Genomic DNA, 21,085 nt, shown 5'->3' with positions numbered 1-21,085 from the left:
GTCTACTACCGCGTGCACGCCTCCAACATCGGCTGGATGGCCTGGGCCAAGGACGGCGAGGAGGCCGGCACCACCGGTATGTCGTGCTCTCTCGAGGCTGTTCAGATTAAGCTCATTAAGAAGGGTGCTTCCCATCCTGATACATCGGGATATTCCCATCTTGAAATACCTTCGGTGACATATTCCTCTCAGGTGAAAGGCGCTTGGCAGAATTCTGTCTCGGCCGGAGAGGTGTCCGGTACAACTGGTCAGGGAATTTCCATCACCGGGTTTTCGGCTAAAACTACTTCATCTGTTGCCGGCGGGATTAAATATCAACTGCATCTTTCGAATGTTGGCTGGACTTCTGGCAAGACAAACGGGGAGCAGCTTTCGTCTACTGCTGAAACTAATTCGGTTGAGGCTATTAAAATTTCTCTTTCTGGTGACTTGGCAACCTATTTTGATGTTTGGTATAGGGTCCATGTTGATAATGTCGGTTGGCTTGGTTGGACTAAAAATGGTGCCGTTGCCGGTAGCACTGGCTATGGGATGCATGTCCAAGCTGTCCAAGTTCGACTTACAAGGAAGGGCGCCAATGCCCCCGGGAGCACCGTTTCGCCGTGTTTGCTTGGGCAGCCTTCTGCATTTGCAAATCCCATGCAGAAGAAGATTGTAGATCTTGCCCGACAGGTACCGTCTCCTGGCCCGGGATTGTGCTCCGAGTGGATTGCAGATATCTACGAGCGTGCCGGATTTAGGAACGTCCATACAGATGCCTGCGATTACTACTGGGATTATTGTAAATTCACCGACTATTCTCAGCTGAAAGTCGGAATGGTCATTGCCGTTCCTTCGCATACGCATACCCGCATGGGCAGCATTTACGGTCACGTTTGTCTCTATATTGGCAATAACCAGGTTATGGATAATGTCGGTCAGATCAGGACGCTCGATATGGCGTACTGGCTGGATTATTATTCCACCTCATATAAGCCAAAGTGGGGTTGGTATGACAACGTGCCGCTTGCATAGCTGATCGAAAGTCATGTTTTCGCACGGGTTTTAGCAGTTACTCTGGTTAAAACGAACGGGCCGTTTTGCAACGGTCCGTTCGTTTCTATTTAAGTGCCATTCACGTTTTCGTTATTTAAGCAATTGCCGAAACGATAAATAATGATGCTAAAGATGGTCGATTGATGGGGGAGTCGAATGAAAAAGACGCAACGACTGCTAGCAACGGCAATGACGCCATTACTGATTCTTCAGTGTCTTCTGACGCCCCTTTCTGTCTGGGCTGATTCTTTACCGGTGCAGCCGGAGTCTACTGATTATTCCAATAGCGCCGCCAGCAGCTCGGAAGACGAGAGTTTCGTCCTAAATGATGAACAGCAGGGGGTTGAAGTCGAGCAGCCGACTGTGTCAGACAATGATTCTCCCTCATCCGTTTCTAGCGAGCCTGCCTCCAATGCAATTGATTCGGCGAAACCCGAAAATGATGTATCCGCTGTCTTTGGCTCTGTTTCATACCAGACTCATGTACAGGATATTGGCTGGCAAACTCCCGTTTCAAATGGAATGACGGCTGGTACAACAGGTCGTGCTAAGCGCGTCGAAGCCCTAAAGATCAATCTGCTTTCACAAGATGGCACCCCTTTGGGGAGTGACAGCATTTCGGTCCAATCTCATATTTCCGGGATCGGCTGGGAGTCTCAGCCGGTGGGTAACGGGCAGACATCTGGAGCAGTTGGACAGTCGCGAGCCATCGAGGCGATCAAGCTATCTTTGTCGGGCGGTCTTTCTGAATCGTATGACATTTGGTATCGCGTTCATTCTGCAAATGTTGGTTGGCTTGGCTGGGCCTCGAATGGTGAGCCTGCTGGAACACAGGGCTATGCTTATCAGGTCGAAGCTATTCAGATAAAGGTGCTTCCAAAAAATGCTCAAGATGCGCCAGCGCGAGGCGATGCCTTTAGGGACCATTCCCAGGAACCGCCTACCGTTTCCTATCGATCTCATGTCTCCAATGTTGGATGGATGGGTGTTGTCGCGAACGGAAAGACATCGGGGGTCATTGACTCAACAAATGCAATTGAGGGACTGTCGCTTAGTGTTAATTGGTATGGCCACGGAGGCTCTATTTCCTCTCGCGCGCACGTCTCTGGCATTGGTTGGCAAAGCTGGTCTTCAGGTACTGTTGGCACGACCGGGCAGTCTCGGTCCATTGAGGCCGTTCAGTTTAAGCTGAATGACGAGATATCTGCAACTTACGACATTTGGTACCGTGTGTATGCTCCCAAATTGGGCGGATGGCTGGGCTGGACGTCCAATGGGTCTCCTGCGGGCTCGGTGGGGAAAGGTGCTGCCATTCAGGGTATTCAGGTTTTGTTGGTTGAAAAGGGCGGCTCTGCTCCCGGCGATACGTTGAACCATTTCATTGGAGCTACGGATGTTCTGAGTGGCAGTTCGTATAGCCTTAATGGCAATAGCTCGGGCACTGTGCAGGGTAAAACGATTTTAATGGGTTCTGAGAGTGGCTCTGAACCTTTGACCTCGCTTTCTATCTCGTTTGATAATCAAGAGACTTCAGGTTCAATCGGTTATTCAGGCTGCTATGAATTTAATGGATGGAGCGGCGTTGTTTCTGACGGTGCTGCGCTTACCTCTAAAAACGATGGGCGTGTTTTAAAGGCTGTGAGATTGACTCTTACTGGTGATTTGTCTAATGCCTATGACGTTTGGTATCGGTGTTTTGACTCCAAAAAAGGATGGCTTGGTTGGGCGTGTAATGGCGCGGATGCGGGAGCAACGATACCGGGTTCATTTCTTAAGGCTGTCGAAGTAAAGATTATCGGTAAAGGCAGTGGCGCGCCCGGAGTAACGGACGGAGCGTTTGTTTCCGATACTTCCGCCGATTGCACTCATGTTGTTTATCAGGCCCATTCCGCTAATCGTGGGTGGTCTCCATCTGTTTTAGATGGGCAGGATGCCGGCACAACGGGAAAATCGCTTTCGCTTCAAGCTCTGAATGTGTCGCTGGCCGGTGTGGATGATGGCTCTCTTATTGAGGCACGAGCCCATGTTGCCAATATTGGTTGGCAGGAATGGCGGTCTGCCGGTTATGTTGGGACCGTTGGACAAGGGTTGGCCATTCAGGCTCTTGAACTGCGCATAAATGGTCCCCTGGCGAATCAGTATGACATTTTCTATCGAGTTCATTCGGCTGGTTATGGTTGGTTGGGTTGGGCCAAAAACGGCGATTCCGCTGGAACTACCGGGTTAAATATCCAGATAGAGGCTGTCCAAATAAAGCTTGTAGTGAAGGGCGGAAATCCTGGTGCATCGTCTGCGCCCGCATTTATCTCGGCTCCAGCTCTAACGCTCCAGGCGCATGTCGCCACGCTCGGTTGGATGAATCCCGTTGGCAACGGTGGTGTTGCTGGCACAACTGGTAGATCGCTTGCTATTGAGGCACTGAAGTCGAATGTCTCAAGTAGTGTATCGGGCGGTATTGAGTACTCCGCCCATGTGCAGGATGTGGGCTGGCAAGGCTGGACTTCTAATGGGAATGTCGCTGGCACAGTTGGCTGTGCAAAGCGTATCGAGGCTCTAAAGATTAGGTTAACCGGTGATTTATCGAACTACTTTGATGTTTGGTATCGAGCATATTGCCAAGACTTTGGGTGGCTCGACTGGACCTCAAATGGGCAGCCTGCGGGTACGTCTAGGATAGGCTGCAGAGTCGAGTCTGTTCAAGTGAAAATTGTTCCCAAGGGCGCTGGTGCTCCCGGCTCTACTGCGCGTCCGTTTACTGACCAGCCTTTGTTGCCGGCAGATATGATGACTATGCTTAATCGGGCTAATAGATATTCGAGCAATACAAGCTGGCTCATTATGGTTGACAGGCAAGCATGCCGCCTTGGAGTTTTTCGTGGACAGCGCGGGTCGTGGAGTTACGCTCAATACTGGACTTGCTCTACCGGCGCCCCTAGTACTCCAACGCCTACGGGTGAGTATACCGTCACCGGCAAGGGCTACTCGTTTGGACATGGGTATACCTGCTACTACTACACGCAGTTTTATGGGGACTACCTGTTCCATTCAATACCGTACTACCAGGGAACTTTTAATCCCATGGACAGCCGAATGGGAATGCATATTTCACAAGGCTGCGTGCGTTTGCCCATCGATCGCGCTAAATGGATTTGGGATAACGTGCCCCTTGCTACCAAGGTGGTAATCTACTAGCCATTCTCGTAAGCGACGAGAGCTTGTTAGAGGGCCCTTTCCTGTTGCCGCAGTCTTGGCAACAGGAAAGGGCCCTTGCCGTTGGACAAGGCTCCTTTTTCTTCGTTCACCTAATTGGTGGCATTAATGAAGCTAACTCCCGATAGTATGGTTATTGACGGCTGTCTATCTAGGAGGCGATTCTTTTGAAAAGGCAATTTAGAGCATTTATTGTTCTGATTTCCTGCTTCATGTCGATGCTGCTTTTGAGCCCTTTGGCTTGTTGGGCAGATCAAAATGTTGGTTCCAACGAATATGAATCCGTCCCAGAGACCCAATCCGACCCCTCGGATCAAACTGCTGTTGTAGCCGATGAAACGGCGCCTTCGTTTGATGTTGCCATGGAGCCCAAAGAGGCGGTCCCGGATGTCAACTATAAATCTCACATTTCAGGCATTGGCTGGGAGCCGACGTTTACATCGAATGGCTCGATCTCTGGCACAACTGGCCAGTCTCGTAGGCTTGAGGCGCTCAGGGTTTCCCTCCCGAATTCAGAGGACCTTGGTATCGAATACCGCTCTCATGTTCAAAATGAAGGCTGGCAGGATTGGGTTTCTAATGGAGCTGTCTCCGGCACGACGGGAAAGGGCCTTCAGATTGAAGCCGTCGAGCTCAAGTTGACGGGTGACAGGGCAGCTTCTTATGACCTGTATTATCGCGTTCATGCTTCTAATTTCGGCTGGCTTGGATGGACCTCAAATGGGTCGACTGCTGGAACCACCGGTTGGTCTTATGCCGTTGAAGCAATACAGATCGTCATTGTAAAGAAGGGTGACGCGGCGCCTGGCGATACCGCTGGTGCCTATGTCCCGTATGTCTTTAATTGCTCTCTTTCTCAGGTTGGGGAGACGACTAAAGTAACCCTGAATATTCCGCAGGTCGAGGATATAAAACGACTCGGTATCGCTGATTCGATAAAGGTAGCAGGCTCCATGTCGTATGGAGGGAGGGTCACCCGTTCCGTCTCAAGCACGATTGCACTCGGAGATCTGGGCTCTAGCTCCAGTGTAATTGATTTTAGCGATTATGGTCCGTTTGACGTTACGTTGCAGTATTTGAAGAATGGAAATATCGTTCACGAGGATCATCAGTCAATTGGCATTTCTGCGAGCGAGTACAACCTTGCTCCTTTGAGCGCTTCTTTCCCCGTTGTTCTCTATTCGCTAGCTTTCTGGGATATCAGCACCTCTTCTGCTGGAACGAGCATTCCGTCAATCGTAATGCTCGATCGCCCAAGTGCCTATAACTGGAACTCGCTTCCATCCGGGATGTATGGTCTTCCGTACCTGACTCATGAGGAGAATGCTTCCAGTTCGAGCTATCAGGCGTTCGCGGATTATGTCGCTGCGCTCTACAAGATCAATCCCAAGGCAAAGTTCAATCTGTATATCAATGACATCACCTGCTCGTTGATCCATAGGATGATTTACGCCAATAAGATTCCCGCTGGTCAATACTCCATTCGGCTGTTGTCCGATGGATCTGCCACATATGTCTTTACCAACGCGGCCTTCGACGTTAAGGATCCGGATTCTAAGCAAGCGGAGCTGATTGCTCTATGGAACGCTGCAAAGAATAAGGAATACGAAACCGGTGAGGTCTCAAAGTCGTATAGCGATTATCACGATCACTGGGATTCTATGTATGCCGTGCTGAGTATTGAGCCTGACACTCAGTGGTGGATGACTCGAACGAATCTGTTTACGAGTGGTGACGATAATGCCTTTGCGAATAAGATTGCATCCGATCCTAACGTTAAGAAGATGAACGTTTCGAGCATGCTTACGAGCCTGCAGAATAGGGGAGAGGATACAGTCCAAGCGTTTAAGGCCCTGTACAACTTTAACGATGGTTATTTTGATGCAGCGACTCAACAGGGCAAAAAGGTGATGATGCTGCTTGGAACGTACGTTTCTTACGAGCAGAATTTTGACGACTATGCCAATTTGACCGAAGTTATCTATGGCGATGACTATTTGTATTATTACAAGGGGCATCCAAACACACCGACGGGTATGTATCCCCAAAAGCAGGAACAGCTTGACCGTCTTGGCATTACCGATGTCGATTCTTCCGTTGCTGCAGAGCTGATTCTCTTCTTTAATCCGGAGATCGGTCTTTCTGGTTATGGGTCTAGTACGTATAACTCGGCCAGTGCCGATGCTGCTGGTGGACTTTGGAATTCCGCGAAGGCCGAGGCCTTGAAGCCGGGTGCCGTCATCGATTATTCAATTATGGATTGGTTTGCTTCTCCGATTACCGAAGACACGGATGCTGCTATCAGATCCCTTTGCAAACAGGGAGATTCTTGCTATCTCGTAGAGTTTTCGGATTCTATACTTGCTTCGGCAAATTATGACTTTGCGATCTATTCGCACAATAGCGGTGCTCTGACTTATTTCAAGAAGGGCGAGTCGGGCTACGACGTTGTTAAGGTGTCACGAGGACCTCTTGACGTGTTGGCAACTTCGCATGTTTCGAATGACGGCTGGCAATCGGCCTCCAAGGGTGGAAATGCTTCTGGTACCGTTGGCCAGTCAAAAGCTGTCGAGGCCGTTACTCTTAACCTGCAGAATGCTCCCTACGATGGTGGCTTGGAGTACAGGACGCATGTTTCCGATTACGGTTGGCAAGATTATGCGAAAGAGGGGGAGGTCTCCGGCACTACGGGCCAGAGCAAGTCTGTCCAGGCTATTCAAATTCGCCTTACTGGCGAGATGGCAAATCGCTACGACGTTTACTACCGAGCCCATGTTCAGGATAAGGGTTGGCTCGGTTGGGCCTGCAATGATCAAGTTGCCGGAACGACTGGGTTTGGCTTGAGGCTCGAGGCATACCAGGTCGTTTTGGTTGAAAAGGGTTCGCCTGCACCAGGGGATACGAGTCAGCCCTCTATTCAGAAAACTTTTTCAATAACGGCTCATGTTTCAAATCTTGGTTGGCAGGAACCTGTTTATGAGGGCATGACGGCGGGCACAACTGGTCGAAATCTTGCTGTTGAGGCGTTGGCTATTAGCAAGCCCGAACTCGGGTATTCCGGTAACATCGAATATCGAGCTCATGTTCAGAATATCGGCTGGCAAAAGTGGGTCAAGAACGGCAAGCTGGCCGGCACCACGGGTAAGTCTCTTTCTATTGAAGCTGTAGAAATTAAGCTTACGGGTGATCTCGCCAAGCATTATGACGTTGTCTATAGGGCGCATGTGCAGGGTAAGGGTTGGCTCGATTGGGTTAAATCGGGCGAGTGCGCAGGTACAACTGGAGAGGCCCTACATATGGAAGCGATTGAGGTTAAGTTGGTTGATAAATAGTAAGTGATGCAAGTCTATCATCTATCCGCTATTGCAGTAATTCAGTGGTTTAGTCCAACTGTATTAGTTTAATCTTGAAGGAGTTTATGATTTTTCGTAAACTCCTTTAGTTTAGCTACTAATTAATTATAGGGACTCGTTTATGAATTCATGTGCAAAACGATGCAAGTTTTATGGCGTTTTATTTGCTGTAATGTTTGTGGCTGCGTTATTAGTCGCAATTTATTATTGCAATTTGAAAACAGGGTTTCATGTTGACGAGCTGTGGACTTTCGGTCTCTCGAATAGTTTTTATTTTCCACATATTTTTTGGGAAAACAATATGGATGCCAACTGGATGGATCCTACGTTCATTCAGTCTTATTTGACAGTTGATACAGGGCATGTGTTTCGGTTTGATTCGGTTTTATATAATCTGAGTAATGACGCACATCCTCCTCTCTATTTTTTCATTATTCATACCGTTTGCTCACTGTTTCCGAATGAATTTAGCAAATGGTTTGGCTTGGTTCCTAATCTATGTTTCTATTCACTCAGCTTAGTATTTTTATTTAAGCTTTCTTACAAAGTGTTTCAGAGTAAGCCAGTCGCCCTAATTTTAATGGCTCTTTGGGCTTTCTGTCCCATAGCGTTAAATCTAGTGACCTACATTCGAATGTATCTGTTATTGGTGACACTTGCCCTAGCATTTCTTGATGCGTTATTCGATATGTTTAATGCTTCCTTCGCCAATCGATCGGTTTATTTCCGCCTATTTGTTATTTCTTTATTGGGGTTTTTAACTCATTTCTATTTCTATATTTATCTCTTTTTTGTTTCCTGTTTTTTTACTATTTATTTTTGGGCAAGAAAAGGGTGGAGGTTCTCCTTTAAATATGGAGTCACGATTGTCTTATCGGTTTGTCTGTCATTTATCATATTTCCTCCAGCATTAAGCAACATGTTTGGGAATCACTATGTCGAATCGGCCTCATCGCAATCAGGGGTAATGGTATTACTAAGACGAATTTGGCAATTTCTAGGGTCGTCGTCCGTTGATTTGTTCTTCGGATCAAGGCTTCTTTTGATTGCCTGCTTCTGTTTGTCAATTGCCCTTTGTTTCTACTTGCTATGGAATAAAAAAATTAATCGTGAGCATCCTGAGTCGATTTATATAGTTTTATTATTTAATTCATCCCTTGTTTTTTACGTCACAGCTTGCTATGTATCTCCTTTTACTTCGTCAAGATACACATGCTTGGCATATCCAGGATTACTGTTATTTGGATTTGGAATGTTCTTGTATCTATTTAGATATTTGCAAATTCGCTATAGAAATAATACTGATTTCAATTTTCGGGGGACTATTTTAGTTTCTGCTGTATTTGTTTGCTCAATTATTGCTGCAGATTCTGTTTTCTTTTCTTCCAATGCTTTGTATTTATATCCGAAATCTGCTGACAATGAAGCCGCAGTAGAGAAGTACGCGGGTTCAACGGGGCTCTTTGTCTCTTATGATTACTATCAGCTCACTGCGAAGCTATTAGAAGTTGCCAAATTGTCTCGCATTCATGCGCTGATTCCTGATCAGAAAGCTATTAGCAGTTTTTGCGATAGAAATTATATTGATTCTGATGATCTGGTTGTTTACATGAATAATCACGACTGCGAAGAAGAGGTTCTTTCTCAACTGAAAGATGAACTAGGATATAGTGGTTTTAAAAAACTGCCCGGATATACTCAAATCGATGATGGAACCTCTTGTTTTGTTTATGTCCTTTATAGATAACAGTAGGAAAAGGGTCTTTAATGAAACGAGATTCGGTGATTCAATTTCTGAAGTTTTCGATTGTTGGACTTTCAAATACAATCGTTTCTTACTTAGTCTACGCGGCACTCCTTTTTATTGGAGTGAACTATATTGTCGCCAATATAGTTTCATATTTTGCTGGTGTCATCAATTCCTTCTATTGGAACAATAAATATGTTTTTGATAATGAGAGATCGGATTTGAGTTCACTTATTTCAAGTTTTTCCAAGCTACTTGCTTCGAGTGCTTTTACTGGATTGATTATCAACAACATCCTTTTGTACTTTTGGGTTAGTGTGCTTGGAATTTCTTCTATTCTTGGTCCACTGCTTAACTTGTTTGTAACTTATCCTCTTAATTATATTTTAAGTAAGTATTGGGCATTTAAGTGATAGGTGCTTGCATGACAAAGATGGACATATTGCCGATTCTCTATCTCGTGGTTCCTTGTTATAACGAGGAGAGCGTTTTGCGGGAAACCTCTAAAAGGCTTTTTGAGAAGTTTTCCACTTTAGTAAAATTGTCTCAGATTAATGAGAACAGTAAGGTTTTGTTAGTTGACGATGGGTCATCCGATAAGACTTGGGAGATCATCGAAAGTCTTCATCAGTCTAATTCCTTATTCTGTGGACTTAAGCTCTCTAGGAATTGTGGCCATCAGAAGGCTTTACTTTCTGGGTTGCACAAGGCAGCGGAGTTTGCTGATTTAATAGCATCGATGGACGCTGATTTACAAGATGATATCAATGCGCTTGATGAAATGGTTTCAAGAGCTCGCGAAGGCTATGAAGTTGTATATGGTGTACGAAATGATCGTTCTAGTGATTCCTTTCTAAAACGTTTTACCGCACAGTCTTTTTATCGCTTACAGTCTTCGTTGGGTGTCGATGCTGTTTATAACCATGCTGACTATAGATTGATGTCCAAGCGTGCTGTTCTTGCATTGTCTCAATTCCGTGAGGTTAATCTATTTCTTCGTGGTTTGGTTCCTTTAGTTGGTTTCAAATCTTGCTGCGTGTATTATTCGCGAGGGAAACGGTTTGCCGGCGAATCTAAATACACGCTCGGTAAAATGCTGTCATTTGCTTTTGAAGGTATAACGTCTTTTAGTACTAAACCGATTAGGATAATTACTCTCACCGGTTTAATCATTTCTATTTTTAGTTTATTTGCACTTGTATATCTTTTAATTGGTCATTTTATTGGCGATGTACAAGTTGGCTGGACAAGCATTATTATGTCAATTTGGTGTCTTGGCGGACTTCAACTTTTGGCTTTGGGTGTCATCGGCGAGTACGTTGGAAAGACTTATATGGAGACGAAGCATCGTCCTCGCTATTTTATTGAGGAATTTTTGTCCGATAAGGAGGACAAGGATGCCTAAAGTTAGTGTGTTGATGCCTTGTTTTAATGGTGCTAAGTACATTTTGAAGGCAATTGATTCGGTGTTAAGCCAGTCTTTCCGCGATTTCGAATTATTAATTTTCGATGATCAGTCAACTGATGGAACATTTGAGATTGTTTCCAAGCTAACGGATTCTCGAATTAAGGTATTTAGAAACGCCAGTAATCTCGGTCTTGTTGGAAACTGGAATAATGCCATTGAGAAATCTTCTGGCGAGTATATTCATTTCCTCTTTCAGGATGATATTTTGTTACCCGGGGCTCTTGAGTCTGAGGTTGCAGCACTGGATGCTAATCCAAAGTGCTCCCTCTGCTTCAGCGCTTCATGTGTTATTGATTCGAATGGTGCCATTACAATGAAGAGGAGACCTTTTAAGCGGGATATGGTTTTAAAAGGCTCTGATTTTGCCCGCAAGACATTTCGAACTCATAATATCTATGGAGAGCCTTCTAATGTCATGTTTCGTAGAGATTGCTGGCAAAAGGTTGGACCCTTTAATGATTCTTTGTGTTACTCCCCTGATTGGGAGTATTGGATTCGTCTATCACTTAATAGTGATGTCTGCTATCTAGACTCAATTTATTCCTATTTTAGAGTGTGCAACGAATCTACTACGAACTCACTTTTTAAGGATAAAAAAGAGCAATTGAAACGCGATGAGTTTGATTTTGTGCGAGCAATCTGTTCACTCGATGGTATCAATATATCGTCGGTTGATTTAACCGCTCGTAAATTGTCGCTCTCAATCAGGAACATTGCTAAACGGATTTATTTTTCCGTTCACTGACTTTGGAAGTGATTGAATGAAAGGCATCATCCTCGCAGGCGGGTCCGGCACGCGCCTGTACCCGCTCACGCTCGTGACCTCCAAGCAGCTGCTGCCGGTCTACGACAAGCCCATGATCTACTACCCGCTGTCCACCCTCATGCTGGCGGGCATCCGGGACATCCTGGTCATCTCCACGCCGACGGACCTTCCCAACTTCGAGCGCCTGCTCGGGGACGGCTCGCGCTACGGCGTGAACCTCTCCTACGCCGAGCAGCCGAGCCCCGACGGCCTGGCCCAGGCCTTCACCATCGGCGAGGGGTTCATCGCCGGCGAGCCGTGCGCCCTTGTGCTCGGCGACAACATCTTCTACGGCAACGGCCTTTCGCGCCACCTGACGCGCGCCGTCCAGAACGCCGAGTCGGGCCGCGCCACGGTCTTCGGCTACCACGTGGACGACCCCGAGCGCTTCGGCGTCGTGGAGTTCGACGGCGAGGGCCGTGCCGTCTCCATCGAGGAGAAGCCCGCCCAGCCCAAGAGCTCCTACGCCGTCACCGGCCTGTACTTCTACCCGGGCGACGTCGCCGCCAAGGCGCATGAGGTCAAGCCGTCGGCCCGCGGGGAGCTGGAGATCACCGACCTCAACCGGATGTACCTGGAGGAGGGGACGCTGTCCGTGGTGACCCTGGGCCGCGGCTACGCGTGGCTGGACACCGGCACCATGGAGAGCCTCCACGAGGCCGCGGAGTTCGTCCGCGCCGTGGAGCACTCCCAGGACCTGCCCGTGTCGGTCCCCGAGGAGATCGCCTGGGAGAACGGCTGGATCACGACCGCCGAGCTGGAGGAGGCCGCGAAGGCCTACGGCAAGTCGGTTTACGGGCAGCACCTGAAGAAGGTCGCCGCCGGCGAGATCGTCAACAGCCCGCGCGAGTACTAGGAGAAACCCCTCATGTCCGATATCTTTGAACCCAGGAACATCATCGTCACGGGCGGCTGCGGCTTCATCGGCAGCAACTTCGTGCACTACGTGGTCGACAACCACCCGGGCGTCCACGTCACCGTCCTGGACAAGCTGACCTACGCCGGCAACCCCGAGAACATCGCGGGGCTGCCCTCCGACCGAGTGGAGCTCGTCGTGGGCGACATCTGCGATGCCGCCCTGCTCGACCGCATCGTCCCGGGCCACGACGCCATCGTGCACTACGCCGCCGAGAGCCACAACGACAACTCCATCGCCGACCCCGAGCCCTTCCTGCGCACCAACGTGGAGGGCACCTTCCGACTTCTGGAGGCCGTCCGCAAGCACGGCGTCCGCTACCACCACGTCTCCACCGACGAGGTCTACGGCGACCTGGCGCTCGACGACCCCGCCAAGTTCACCGAGGAGACGCCGTACCACCCGTCCTCGCCGTACTCGAGCACCAAGGCCAGCTCCGACATGCTCGTGCGCGCGTGGACCCGCACCTACGGGCTCCGCACCACGATCTCCAACTGCTCCAACAACTACGGCCCCTACCAGCACGTGGAGAAGTTCATCCCCAGGCAGATCACGAACATCATCGACGGCGTCCGCCCCAAGCTCTACGGCCGCGGCGAGAACGTCCGCGACTGGATCCACACCGAGGACCACTCCTCGGCCGTCTGGGACATCCTCACCAGGGGCCGCATGGGGGAGACCTACCTCATCGGCGCCGACGGCGAGAGGGACAACATCACCGTCCTGCGCATGATCCTCACGGCCATGGGCCGCGACCCCGGGGACTTCGACTGGGTCGCCGACCGCCCCGGCCACGACCGCCGCTACGCCATCGACAGCACCAAGCTCCAGCGCGAGCTGGGCTGGAGGCCGGCGCACACCGACTTCGCCGGGGGCCTGAAGCAGACGATCGACTGGTACGTCGAGAACGAGTCCTGGTGGCGCCCGGCCAAGGAGGCCACCGAGGCCAGATACCGCGCACAGGGCCAGTAGGAGGGGATGGACCTATGGCAGACATCGCATTCGAGAAGGACCTGAAGGTCACCGAGACCGGCATCGGGGGCCTCAGGGTCGTCGACCTCGCCGTCCACGGCGACTCGCGCGGCTGGTTCAAGGAGAACTGGCAGCGCGCCAAGATGTGCGCCCTGGGCATCCCGGACCTAAAGGTCGTCCAGAACAACATCTCCTACAACGACAGCCGCGGCGTCACCCGCGGCATCCACGCCGAGCCCTGGGACAAGTTCATCTCCGTGGCCCGCGGCAGCGTCTTCGGCGCCTGGGTGGACCTGCGCGAGGGCAGCGCCACCTACGGCAAGGTCTACACGACCGTGCTGGACCCCTCCAAGGCCATCTACGTCCCGCGCGGCGTGGGAAACTCCTTCCAGGCGCTCGAGGACGGCACCGCCTACACCTACCTGGTGGACGCCCACTGGTCGCTGGAGCTCAAGAGGACCTACACCTTCGTGAACCTCGCCGACCCGGAGCTCGCCATCGAGTGGCCGATCCCTCTCGACCAGGCCACCGTATCCGACGCCGACCTCAGCCACCCGATGCTGAAGGACGTCGTCCCCATGGCGCCGAGGCGCACCCTCGTCACCGGCTGCGACGGCCAGCTGGGCCGCGCGGTGCGCGCGCTGGCCGAGGAGCGCGGCGTCGCCAAGGACTTCGACTTCTGCGACATCGACACCTTCGACATGTCCGACCCGGCGGCCTACTCCAAGTACGACTGGTCGCTCTACGGCACGGTCATCAACTGCGGCGCCTACACGGCCGTGGATAAAGCCGAGACCCCCGAGGGCCGCGCCACCGCCTGGAAGGCCAACGCCACCGGGCCGGCGCTTCTCGCCCGCACCTGCGCGGAGCACGGCATCACCCTGGTCCACGTGTCCTCCGACTACGTCTTCGACGGCACGGCCGAGGTCCACGACGAGGAGGAGCCCTTCTCCCCGCTGTCCGTCTACGGCCAGACCAAGGCCGCCGGCGACATCGCCGTGGCGGGGTGCCCGCGCCACTACATCATGCGCAGCTCCTGGGTCATAGGCGAGGGCCACAACTTCGTCAAGACGATGAAGGCGCTCTCAGACCGCGTCGCCGACCCGGATGACAAACTGGACAAGGTCACCGTCGTGGACGACCAGCTGGGCCGCCTGACCTTCACGCGCGACATGGCGGAGGCCATCTTCCACGTGCTGGGGACGCACGCCCCCTACGGCACCTATGACTGCACCGGCTCGGGTGCGGTCAGGTCCTGGGCCGACATCGCCCGCGCCGTCTTCGAGGCCGCCAACGGCAACGGCGACAGGGTCGTGCCGGTATCGACCGCAGACTACTACGCCGGCGCCGAGGGCCCCATCGCCCCGCGCCCGGTCCACTCCGCGCTCGACCTTTCCAGGCTCGAGTCGATTGGGTTCCATATGCCCGACTGGGAGGAAGAGCTAAAACTTCATTTTGATTAGATGCCTTTAGTACATTGTTTGCATTCTTAAAATCAGTGAGAATGCAGACAATGCCATGGGCATTTATGCCATTTTGCCAAGTTGCACCAGGAATTTTTTGGATGGTTTTCAATGCATTTTAAACTTGCAAATTTGATTTTTAACGGATCTGATGCGATGTTGCAGTATCCATTGCTTTGCTATAGGGCAACGGAGGGTCTCGTTATTCCAACTTCGAATGACGCTATTGAAATCATGAAATCGACCAATGTTGATTTCACAACATATTTTAATGCGCTATCCATTAATAAGTGGCGAAAATACACTACTGCAAAGGCGTTTTATCTTCATATCGAGTATTGCGGCTCCGCCTTAACGCTTCAGCAGACGTATGCAAATAATTATTCTTGGATTCCTTCTACAATTGATGGCTCTGCGGTTAGTTTGCAACGATCCGATGAATGGAGTACAGCTGAAATCGAACTCTCCCTTTGTGAGGGAGAGATTCTGCACGCTTTTAATATCAGTACTGAAGGCCCTGTTAATATTCGGAATGCGTATTATTATTGCGATTGTGAAGAACTGGATATTCATCCAGTTGAGCTAGCACTTGCAACTACTACGTTTAAAAAAGAAGACTATATTGTCCGTAACGTATCTCTTTTACAAAAGAACATTATTGATTCTGATGAAGAGATTGCTGATCATTTCCACGTACACATTATTGATAATGGCCGTTCGCTGAATAGTGCAAACCTGGATTCATCGCGTGTTACTGTTCATCCAAATCCTAATGTGGGCGGGTCTGGTGGTTTTGCTCGGGGGATGATTGAGTCACTTGAGCAGAATCCTAAAGCGACTCATGTTCTCCTGATGGACGATGATGTCGAGGTTCTTCCCGAGAGTTTTATCCGCACTTTCAACCTGCTCTCTCTTCTCAAAGAAGAATATGCTGAGGCCTTTTTATCGGGTGCCATGATGAGCTTGGAAGAGCCCAATTTGCGTACCGAGGATTTAGGGTTCTTTACTGCTAAGGGAACTTTTTCTCCCCTTAAGCCTGCAGGCTATATGACCTCACTTCATGATGTCGTTGAGACCGAGATATATAAGGCCCCAACTGGCCTTTATGAGGACACTGCCCAACAGTATGCTGGCTGGTGGTATTGCGTTATACCTACCGCAACGATTGAGCGCGAGGGGCTGCCTTTGCCTTTATTTGTTCGTTCAGATGACGCCGAGTACGCGCTTCGCTGCAAGCCCAAGTTCATGTCCATGAATGGTATCTGCGTTTGGCATAATTCCTTTAAGTTTAAGTATAGTGCTGCCGTGGAGCGTTATCAGGTAAGCCGAAATACGCTAATCAGTCAGGCGACAACTGGCGCTGCGCCTCTCTCTGATTTTCTTTATGAGATTCGTCGTGAAGTTGAGCTCGACTTGAAGAAATTTAATTACGATGAAGCTGCTCTTGCCGTAAAAGGTCTTGAAGATTTTTTGAGAGGTCCGGAGTGGATTTCTCATCCTGTCGCTGAATCCCGTTTTATGGCGGCAAATCGTGAAAGGGAACAATTGATTCCCATCGAGCAGCTCATCCCTCAGGCGCTAGAATTGGGTGTCGACTTGACGCAACTGACTTTTGGCAATCTGAGCCTTGGGGGCGACAGGTCTAGGCTGCAGGCATTTAAGGATTATCTGACCATTAATGGCCACCGTTTTGTTAACGACTCCGCTAAACGTAACGGTAGGGTTGCTGTTATTGATGCTGCGGGATGGGTTTATCCCGCAGGTAAAATTAGGGATGTTGACACGCTTATTGTGGTAGATATGCCTAATAAAAAGGGTGCCATTAGACATATGGATAAGAAGCGATTCAAAGAGGTTTGGAGTCGTTTTCGTAAAGCCGAGAAGGAATTCAAGCGTAACAAAGATAAGATTTATACCGAATACGCTTCGTATAGAGATGTCTTTACTTCGATCGATTTCTGGAAACAGTATTTGAAAGAGGCGTCGGAGTAGTCTTCATGTGAGTGGGTTTCAAGGTGGGACCCACTCATTCTTTTGTATCATATGAGTAATTGTGCTTCGTTCATTGTTTGTTGTTGCGAAGGTTAAGCCATGTCCTTGCTTTCTACTATTAAAAAGATCCTCCCTGGCTCATCCCGATCGTTGCATGCTATGCATGAGGATATGGACCGTCGTTTTGACGAGGTTTTCGCCCGTATTGAGCAGGCCGATAACGGTATCAATATGAATATCAATTACAAATTCGATACTCGGCTATTTCCAGAAATTGAATTGCTCAAGCAACGCCAACAAAGTCTGTCAGAACAAATGAGGCTTCGCTTTGAATTGTTAGCGCGACGTGCGTACCCCGATCTCACCCCTTTTGAGCTCCGTTGCAAAATCTTTGATGCATTGCCCGACGCCGAGGGTGATATTCGATTGATGCAGCAGGCAAACGCGGCGTTGATGAGTAAGCTAGACGCGATTTGTGCTGCCAATAATATTCAATACTGGCTTTCTTATGGTTCTCTTGTTGGCACCTTGTCTCGATCGGGTTTTATTCCTTGGGACGACGATATTGATATCTGCATGCTTAGGTCCGATGTGGATAAGCTCACTGCCGCTTTAAAAGACGACCCTGAATATCAAATCACTCTTGTATATGACTGGTTTGTAAAGTGCCGTCAAGTTCGCTTTTGTTCAACTAATTCGCTTATACCTTGTTTTGTGGACATTTCGATTTACGACCGTGCGGCCGAGAATTCCAAGCGCGCGAACGATCGACTTAGGCAACTCAGAATTGAGCTTATGGATTTCTTTGACAAAAATGAACATGAGTTTAGTTTTTGGAAAGATAATCCTTGGATGTTTCATCCCGACAGTGGTCTTAGCGTGCAGTGCGGGGATGTTGACTTGGAAGCTCAGAGAACAGTTGTTTCTTCTGCGGAGATTGATCTTGTCCAGAGCGTATTCGATTCGTTTAACGAAAAGGCTCATGCACTTGGTTTGTTGACCGATGAGCCTCATGGCGATTTTGCATACGCGATCGATAACGTTTTTGATGCCCCTAAGCGAATAATAATTTGGGATCGCAACGATATTCTTCCCGTAAGAAAGCATCCGTTTGGCGGTTTCTCTTTTTCGGTTCCTGCGAAAGCGGAAAAGGTCGCTGACGCCTGTTATCCTGGATGGCCTTACATGCCTATGGACATCTGCGGGCATGATCATTTTGCAAAGGATGTTTTGTCTGATCCTGATGTTCGCTCCGCGATGGCAAAGTTTGTCGTCGAATGTAATTAGTAGTTACAACGGCTTTGATTAAGGTATTTGAAATGCAGTTTAAACTTGCGAATGTTGTACTTAAAGTTGAAAAGCATGCAAAGGATTTTCCCGAACTCTACTATCGCGTGCTCTCTGGTGATGCTTCGTATGATGACGACATTCATTCACTTCATATCAATGGAAACGTTGACTTTTTGACGTATGTGAATGGCTTATCTGCTGGCAAATGGCATCAATATGCGTCTGTTGGCGGCGTCGTCTTGCATATGGCTTTATTTGGCAGGGGCCGGGTTGTCGTTCATGGAGTGAGATCTTGCGAACTGAATCCCGTCGAGCTTAAATCTTATCCTTTTGATGGCGATAAAGTTGATCCTTGCGTTCTCGATATCGATATCGATACAACCGGCTACGACTTGATCGGTTTTAGGATTGAGAGTGATGAGAGCTATTCCGTAGACCTCTTGAACGCCTCTTATCTGACTGATGTTCCTGAGGACTCAATTAACCAGATCAATCTTGCTCTTTCTACTACTACATTTAAGAATGAGCAGTACATTCTTCCGAATATTGAACTCGTTAAAGCAGGCATCTCCAAAGAGGACGGTCCGATTCGCGACCACTTCCACATGTTTGTCGTCGACAATGGGCAGACGCTCGATTCTGCATCACTTTCCGATGGGCTAGTCACCGTGCTCCCGAATCCCAATACGGGCGGTTCGGGGGGATTCGCGCGTGGAATGATGGCGGCTACTGAAACTCCTGATCGGTTCACCCATATCATCTTGATGGATGACGATGTCTCTATCATGCCCGAGAGTTTGATTCGTACGTTCAACCTGCTCTCTCTTGCTAGGGGCAAATATAAGGATGCCTTTATTAATGGCGCCATGCTTTCGATGGAGGATCCCACTCGTCAGTTTGAGGATGTCTCGTATGTGACGACTACTGGTGCCTATCGTCGAGTAAAAGAAGATCTGAATGTTGGCAAGCTGGCTGACATTCTCGAAAACGAGCGTACGAGTGTTGAGGTTGACCAGGCCTATGGAGCTTGGTGGTATAGCTGCATTCCGGTGAAGGCTATCGAAAAGAACGGTCTTCCCATGCCTTTCTTCATCCGCTGTGACGATGTTGAGTTTGGCATGCGCAATAAGCCTGTCTACATGACCATGAATTGCATTTGCGTGTGGCATGCAAGCTTTGAGGGGCGTTTCCGCGCTTCGGTTGACTGCTACCAGTACTTCCGCAACTTCTTTGCCATGATTTCACTCGATGATTGTGCTGATGAGAAAATGTTTGTCCTTCGTATTCAGCGAGGGGTACGTCAGAACTTGCGCGATATGGATTATCAGGCTGCTGAGTTTATCCTTGATGGCTTTGAGGACTATCTGCGCGGCCCTGAGTATCTCCAGAAGCTTGATGGCGCCGCGACGATGATTGGTAAGGGTAAGTTAAACGAAAAGCTGATTCCTGTTTCCGAAATGGATCCAGAGCTTCTTCGCAAGGCTGGGGTTACGGAGCAAGTGCTCGCTAATGTTAATCTGGAATTCCATCCTTCGAAATTTATGAAGTATTGGAGATCTATTCCTTACGACAAACACTATCTTCCCGATGCGCTGTTGCGCGGAAAGCCCGGCTATGCAGTTAAGAATGGCAGCTGTACGCTTGAAGGCAATTCGACGCGTTGCAAGACGCTGGTATTTCTTGATCCGACCCGCGAGAAGGGGTCGGTCCGCACGATGGATCGGGCGCGGTTCAAGAGTATTCGCCGCCGAGAGCACGAACTGATGGCGCGCTATCGTAAAGAGGGCAAGAGTGCCAGGGGGGCATGGAAAGATGCCATGCCGTACATGACTTCGCGAGAGTTTTGGGAACAGTATTTAGGTCTGAAATAAGAAGAGGTCCGGATTAAGTCCGGACCTCTTCTTATTTTGAATAGGTTTTATAGGCTTGTAACTCCCATTGTTTTCTTTCGACTTTTGCAACTGAGTCGAGGATTAGTCCCGTTGCTAGGCTCAACCCACACAGGAACATGAATGAGGCCGCAAGTATGGCCGTGGGGAAGCGGGGGACTAAGCCGGTTTGGAAGTACTCCACAACAATTGGAATTCCGAGGGCAAGGCCTATGATGGCGAAGATGAGCGCTATAAGGGTAAAGAACTTGAGCGGACGATAGTCTTTAAAGAGCGTTCCAATCATTGCGATGACCTTGATGCCGTCGCTAACGGTGTTGAGCTTGGACTCGGAGCCTGCGGGCCGATCGCGATACTCCACCGGCACGTCTTTAATTCGCCAGCGGTGATCGACAGCGTGGATGGAGAGCTCGGTCTCAATCTGGAAGCCCTCGCTCAAAACGGGGAAGCTCTTGACGAAGGGTCTGCTCATGGCTCGGTAGCCGGTCATCACGTCGTCAAAGCTGTAGCCGTAAATCCACTTGATCATGGCGCGAACAAGATTGTTGCCAAAGCCGTGGAAGGCCCTCTTGTTCTCTTCGGCATAGGTGCCGTTTGACAGGCGATCGCCAACGGTCATATCGGCTTCGCCGTTAAGGATGGGCTCGCAAAGCGCCTTTGCCGCCTCGGCGGGGTAAGTGTCGTCTCCATCAACCATTAGATAGCATTCGGCGTCGACATCACGGAACATTTGGCGGCACACGTTGCCTTTGCCCTGTCTGGGCTCGTGGCGCACCGTGGCACCGTGCTGCTTGGCGATTTGCGAAGTGCCATCAGACGAGTTGTTGTCATATACAAAGACGGTTGCACCGGGTAACTCTCGATGAAAATCGTCGACAACTTTGCCAATCGTCAGCGCTTCGTTGTAGCAGGGGATTATGACGGCGGTATTCGAATAGTCCATGT

13 protein-coding genes and 1 pseudogene are annotated in these 21,085 nt (G+C 49.6%); 13 read left to right on the top strand and 1 reads right to left on the bottom strand.

Annotation, left to right across the window (positions count from 1 at the left end):
- The 13 genes and pseudogenes from AB5750_RS02580 to AB5750_RS02520 form a co-directional block, all read left to right on the top strand.
- Nucleotides 1-1,014, top strand: a pseudogene (locus AB5750_RS02580) (hypothetical protein); the annotation flags it as partial.
- Between the two features lie 177 nt (nucleotides 1,015-1,191).
- Nucleotides 1,192-4,227: a L,D-transpeptidase family protein gene (locus tag AB5750_RS02575; protein WP_368145393.1), complete on the top strand. Its 3,036-nt coding sequence runs from the start codon at nucleotides 1,192-1,194 to the stop codon at nucleotides 4,225-4,227.
- A 185-nt stretch (nucleotides 4,228-4,412) separates the two neighbouring features.
- Nucleotides 4,413-7,577 (top strand): hypothetical protein, encoded by a 3,165-nt coding sequence (locus tag AB5750_RS02570; RefSeq protein ID WP_368145394.1) that lies wholly within the window; start codon nucleotides 4,413-4,415, stop codon nucleotides 7,575-7,577.
- A gap of 142 nt (nucleotides 7,578-7,719) precedes the next feature.
- The gene (locus AB5750_RS02565; RefSeq protein WP_368145395.1) at nucleotides 7,720-9,345 is read left to right on the top strand and encodes a hypothetical protein; all 1,626 of its coding nucleotides are present in this window, start codon (nucleotides 7,720-7,722) and stop codon (nucleotides 9,343-9,345) included.
- A 20-nt stretch (nucleotides 9,346-9,365) separates the two neighbouring features.
- Nucleotides 9,366-9,758: a GtrA family protein gene (locus tag AB5750_RS02560; protein ID WP_118406019.1), complete on the top strand. Its 393-nt coding sequence runs from the start codon at nucleotides 9,366-9,368 to the stop codon at nucleotides 9,756-9,758.
- An 11-nt stretch (nucleotides 9,759-9,769) separates the two neighbouring features.
- Nucleotides 9,770-10,750, top strand: a complete 981-nt coding sequence (locus tag AB5750_RS02555) for a glycosyltransferase family 2 protein (RefSeq protein ID WP_368145396.1) — start codon at nucleotides 9,770-9,772, stop codon at nucleotides 10,748-10,750.
- Nucleotides 10,743-11,558, top strand: coding sequence for a glycosyltransferase (locus tag AB5750_RS02550; RefSeq protein WP_195534814.1), 816 nt, complete (start codon nucleotides 10,743-10,745; stop codon nucleotides 11,556-11,558). The genes AB5750_RS02555 and AB5750_RS02550 overlap by 8 nt, the downstream gene beginning before the upstream one ends.
- A 16-nt stretch (nucleotides 11,559-11,574) precedes the next feature.
- On the top strand, nucleotides 11,575-12,474 hold the full coding sequence (gene rfbA, locus AB5750_RS02545) for a glucose-1-phosphate thymidylyltransferase RfbA (RefSeq protein ID WP_368145397.1): 900 nt from the start codon (nucleotides 11,575-11,577) through the stop codon (nucleotides 12,472-12,474).
- 12 nt (nucleotides 12,475-12,486) lie between these two features.
- A complete protein-coding gene (gene rfbB / locus AB5750_RS02540; protein ID WP_368145398.1) occupies nucleotides 12,487-13,506 on the top strand; it encodes a dTDP-glucose 4,6-dehydratase in 1,020 nt (339 codons plus the stop codon).
- Between the two features lie 14 nt (nucleotides 13,507-13,520).
- A complete protein-coding gene (locus tag AB5750_RS02535) occupies nucleotides 13,521-14,969 on the top strand; it encodes a sugar nucleotide-binding protein (RefSeq protein ID WP_368145399.1) in 1,449 nt (482 codons plus the stop codon).
- A gap of 111 nt (nucleotides 14,970-15,080) precedes the next feature.
- Nucleotides 15,081-16,961, top strand: a complete 1,881-nt coding sequence (locus AB5750_RS02530) for a glycosyltransferase (RefSeq protein ID WP_368145400.1) — start codon at nucleotides 15,081-15,083, stop codon at nucleotides 16,959-16,961.
- Nucleotides 16,962-17,060: 99 nt separating this feature from the next.
- A complete protein-coding gene (locus tag AB5750_RS02525; RefSeq protein WP_368145401.1) occupies nucleotides 17,061-18,248 on the top strand; it encodes a LicD family protein in 1,188 nt (395 codons plus the stop codon).
- Nucleotides 18,249-18,280: 32 nt separating this feature from the next.
- Entirely contained in the window at nucleotides 18,281-20,122 is a 1,842-nt protein-coding gene (locus AB5750_RS02520; protein WP_368145402.1) for a glycosyltransferase, read from the top strand.
- Between the two features lie 31 nt (nucleotides 20,123-20,153).
- Here AB5750_RS02520 and AB5750_RS02515 read toward each other — a convergent pair whose 3' ends face one another.
- On the bottom strand, nucleotides 20,154-21,083 hold the full coding sequence (locus AB5750_RS02515; protein WP_368145403.1) for a glycosyltransferase family 2 protein: 930 nt from the start codon (nucleotides 21,081-21,083) through the stop codon (nucleotides 20,154-20,156).
- Nucleotides 21,084-21,085: the final 2 nt, after the last annotated feature.

The sequence above is a fragment of the Collinsella aerofaciens genome (assembly GCF_040926185.1).
GTDB classification, from domain to species: domain Bacteria; phylum Actinomycetota; class Coriobacteriia; order Coriobacteriales; family Coriobacteriaceae; genus Collinsella; species Collinsella aerofaciens_BC.
Note: the sequence above shows the minus strand (reverse complement) of the source record. Positions and strands in the feature narration are given on the sequence as shown.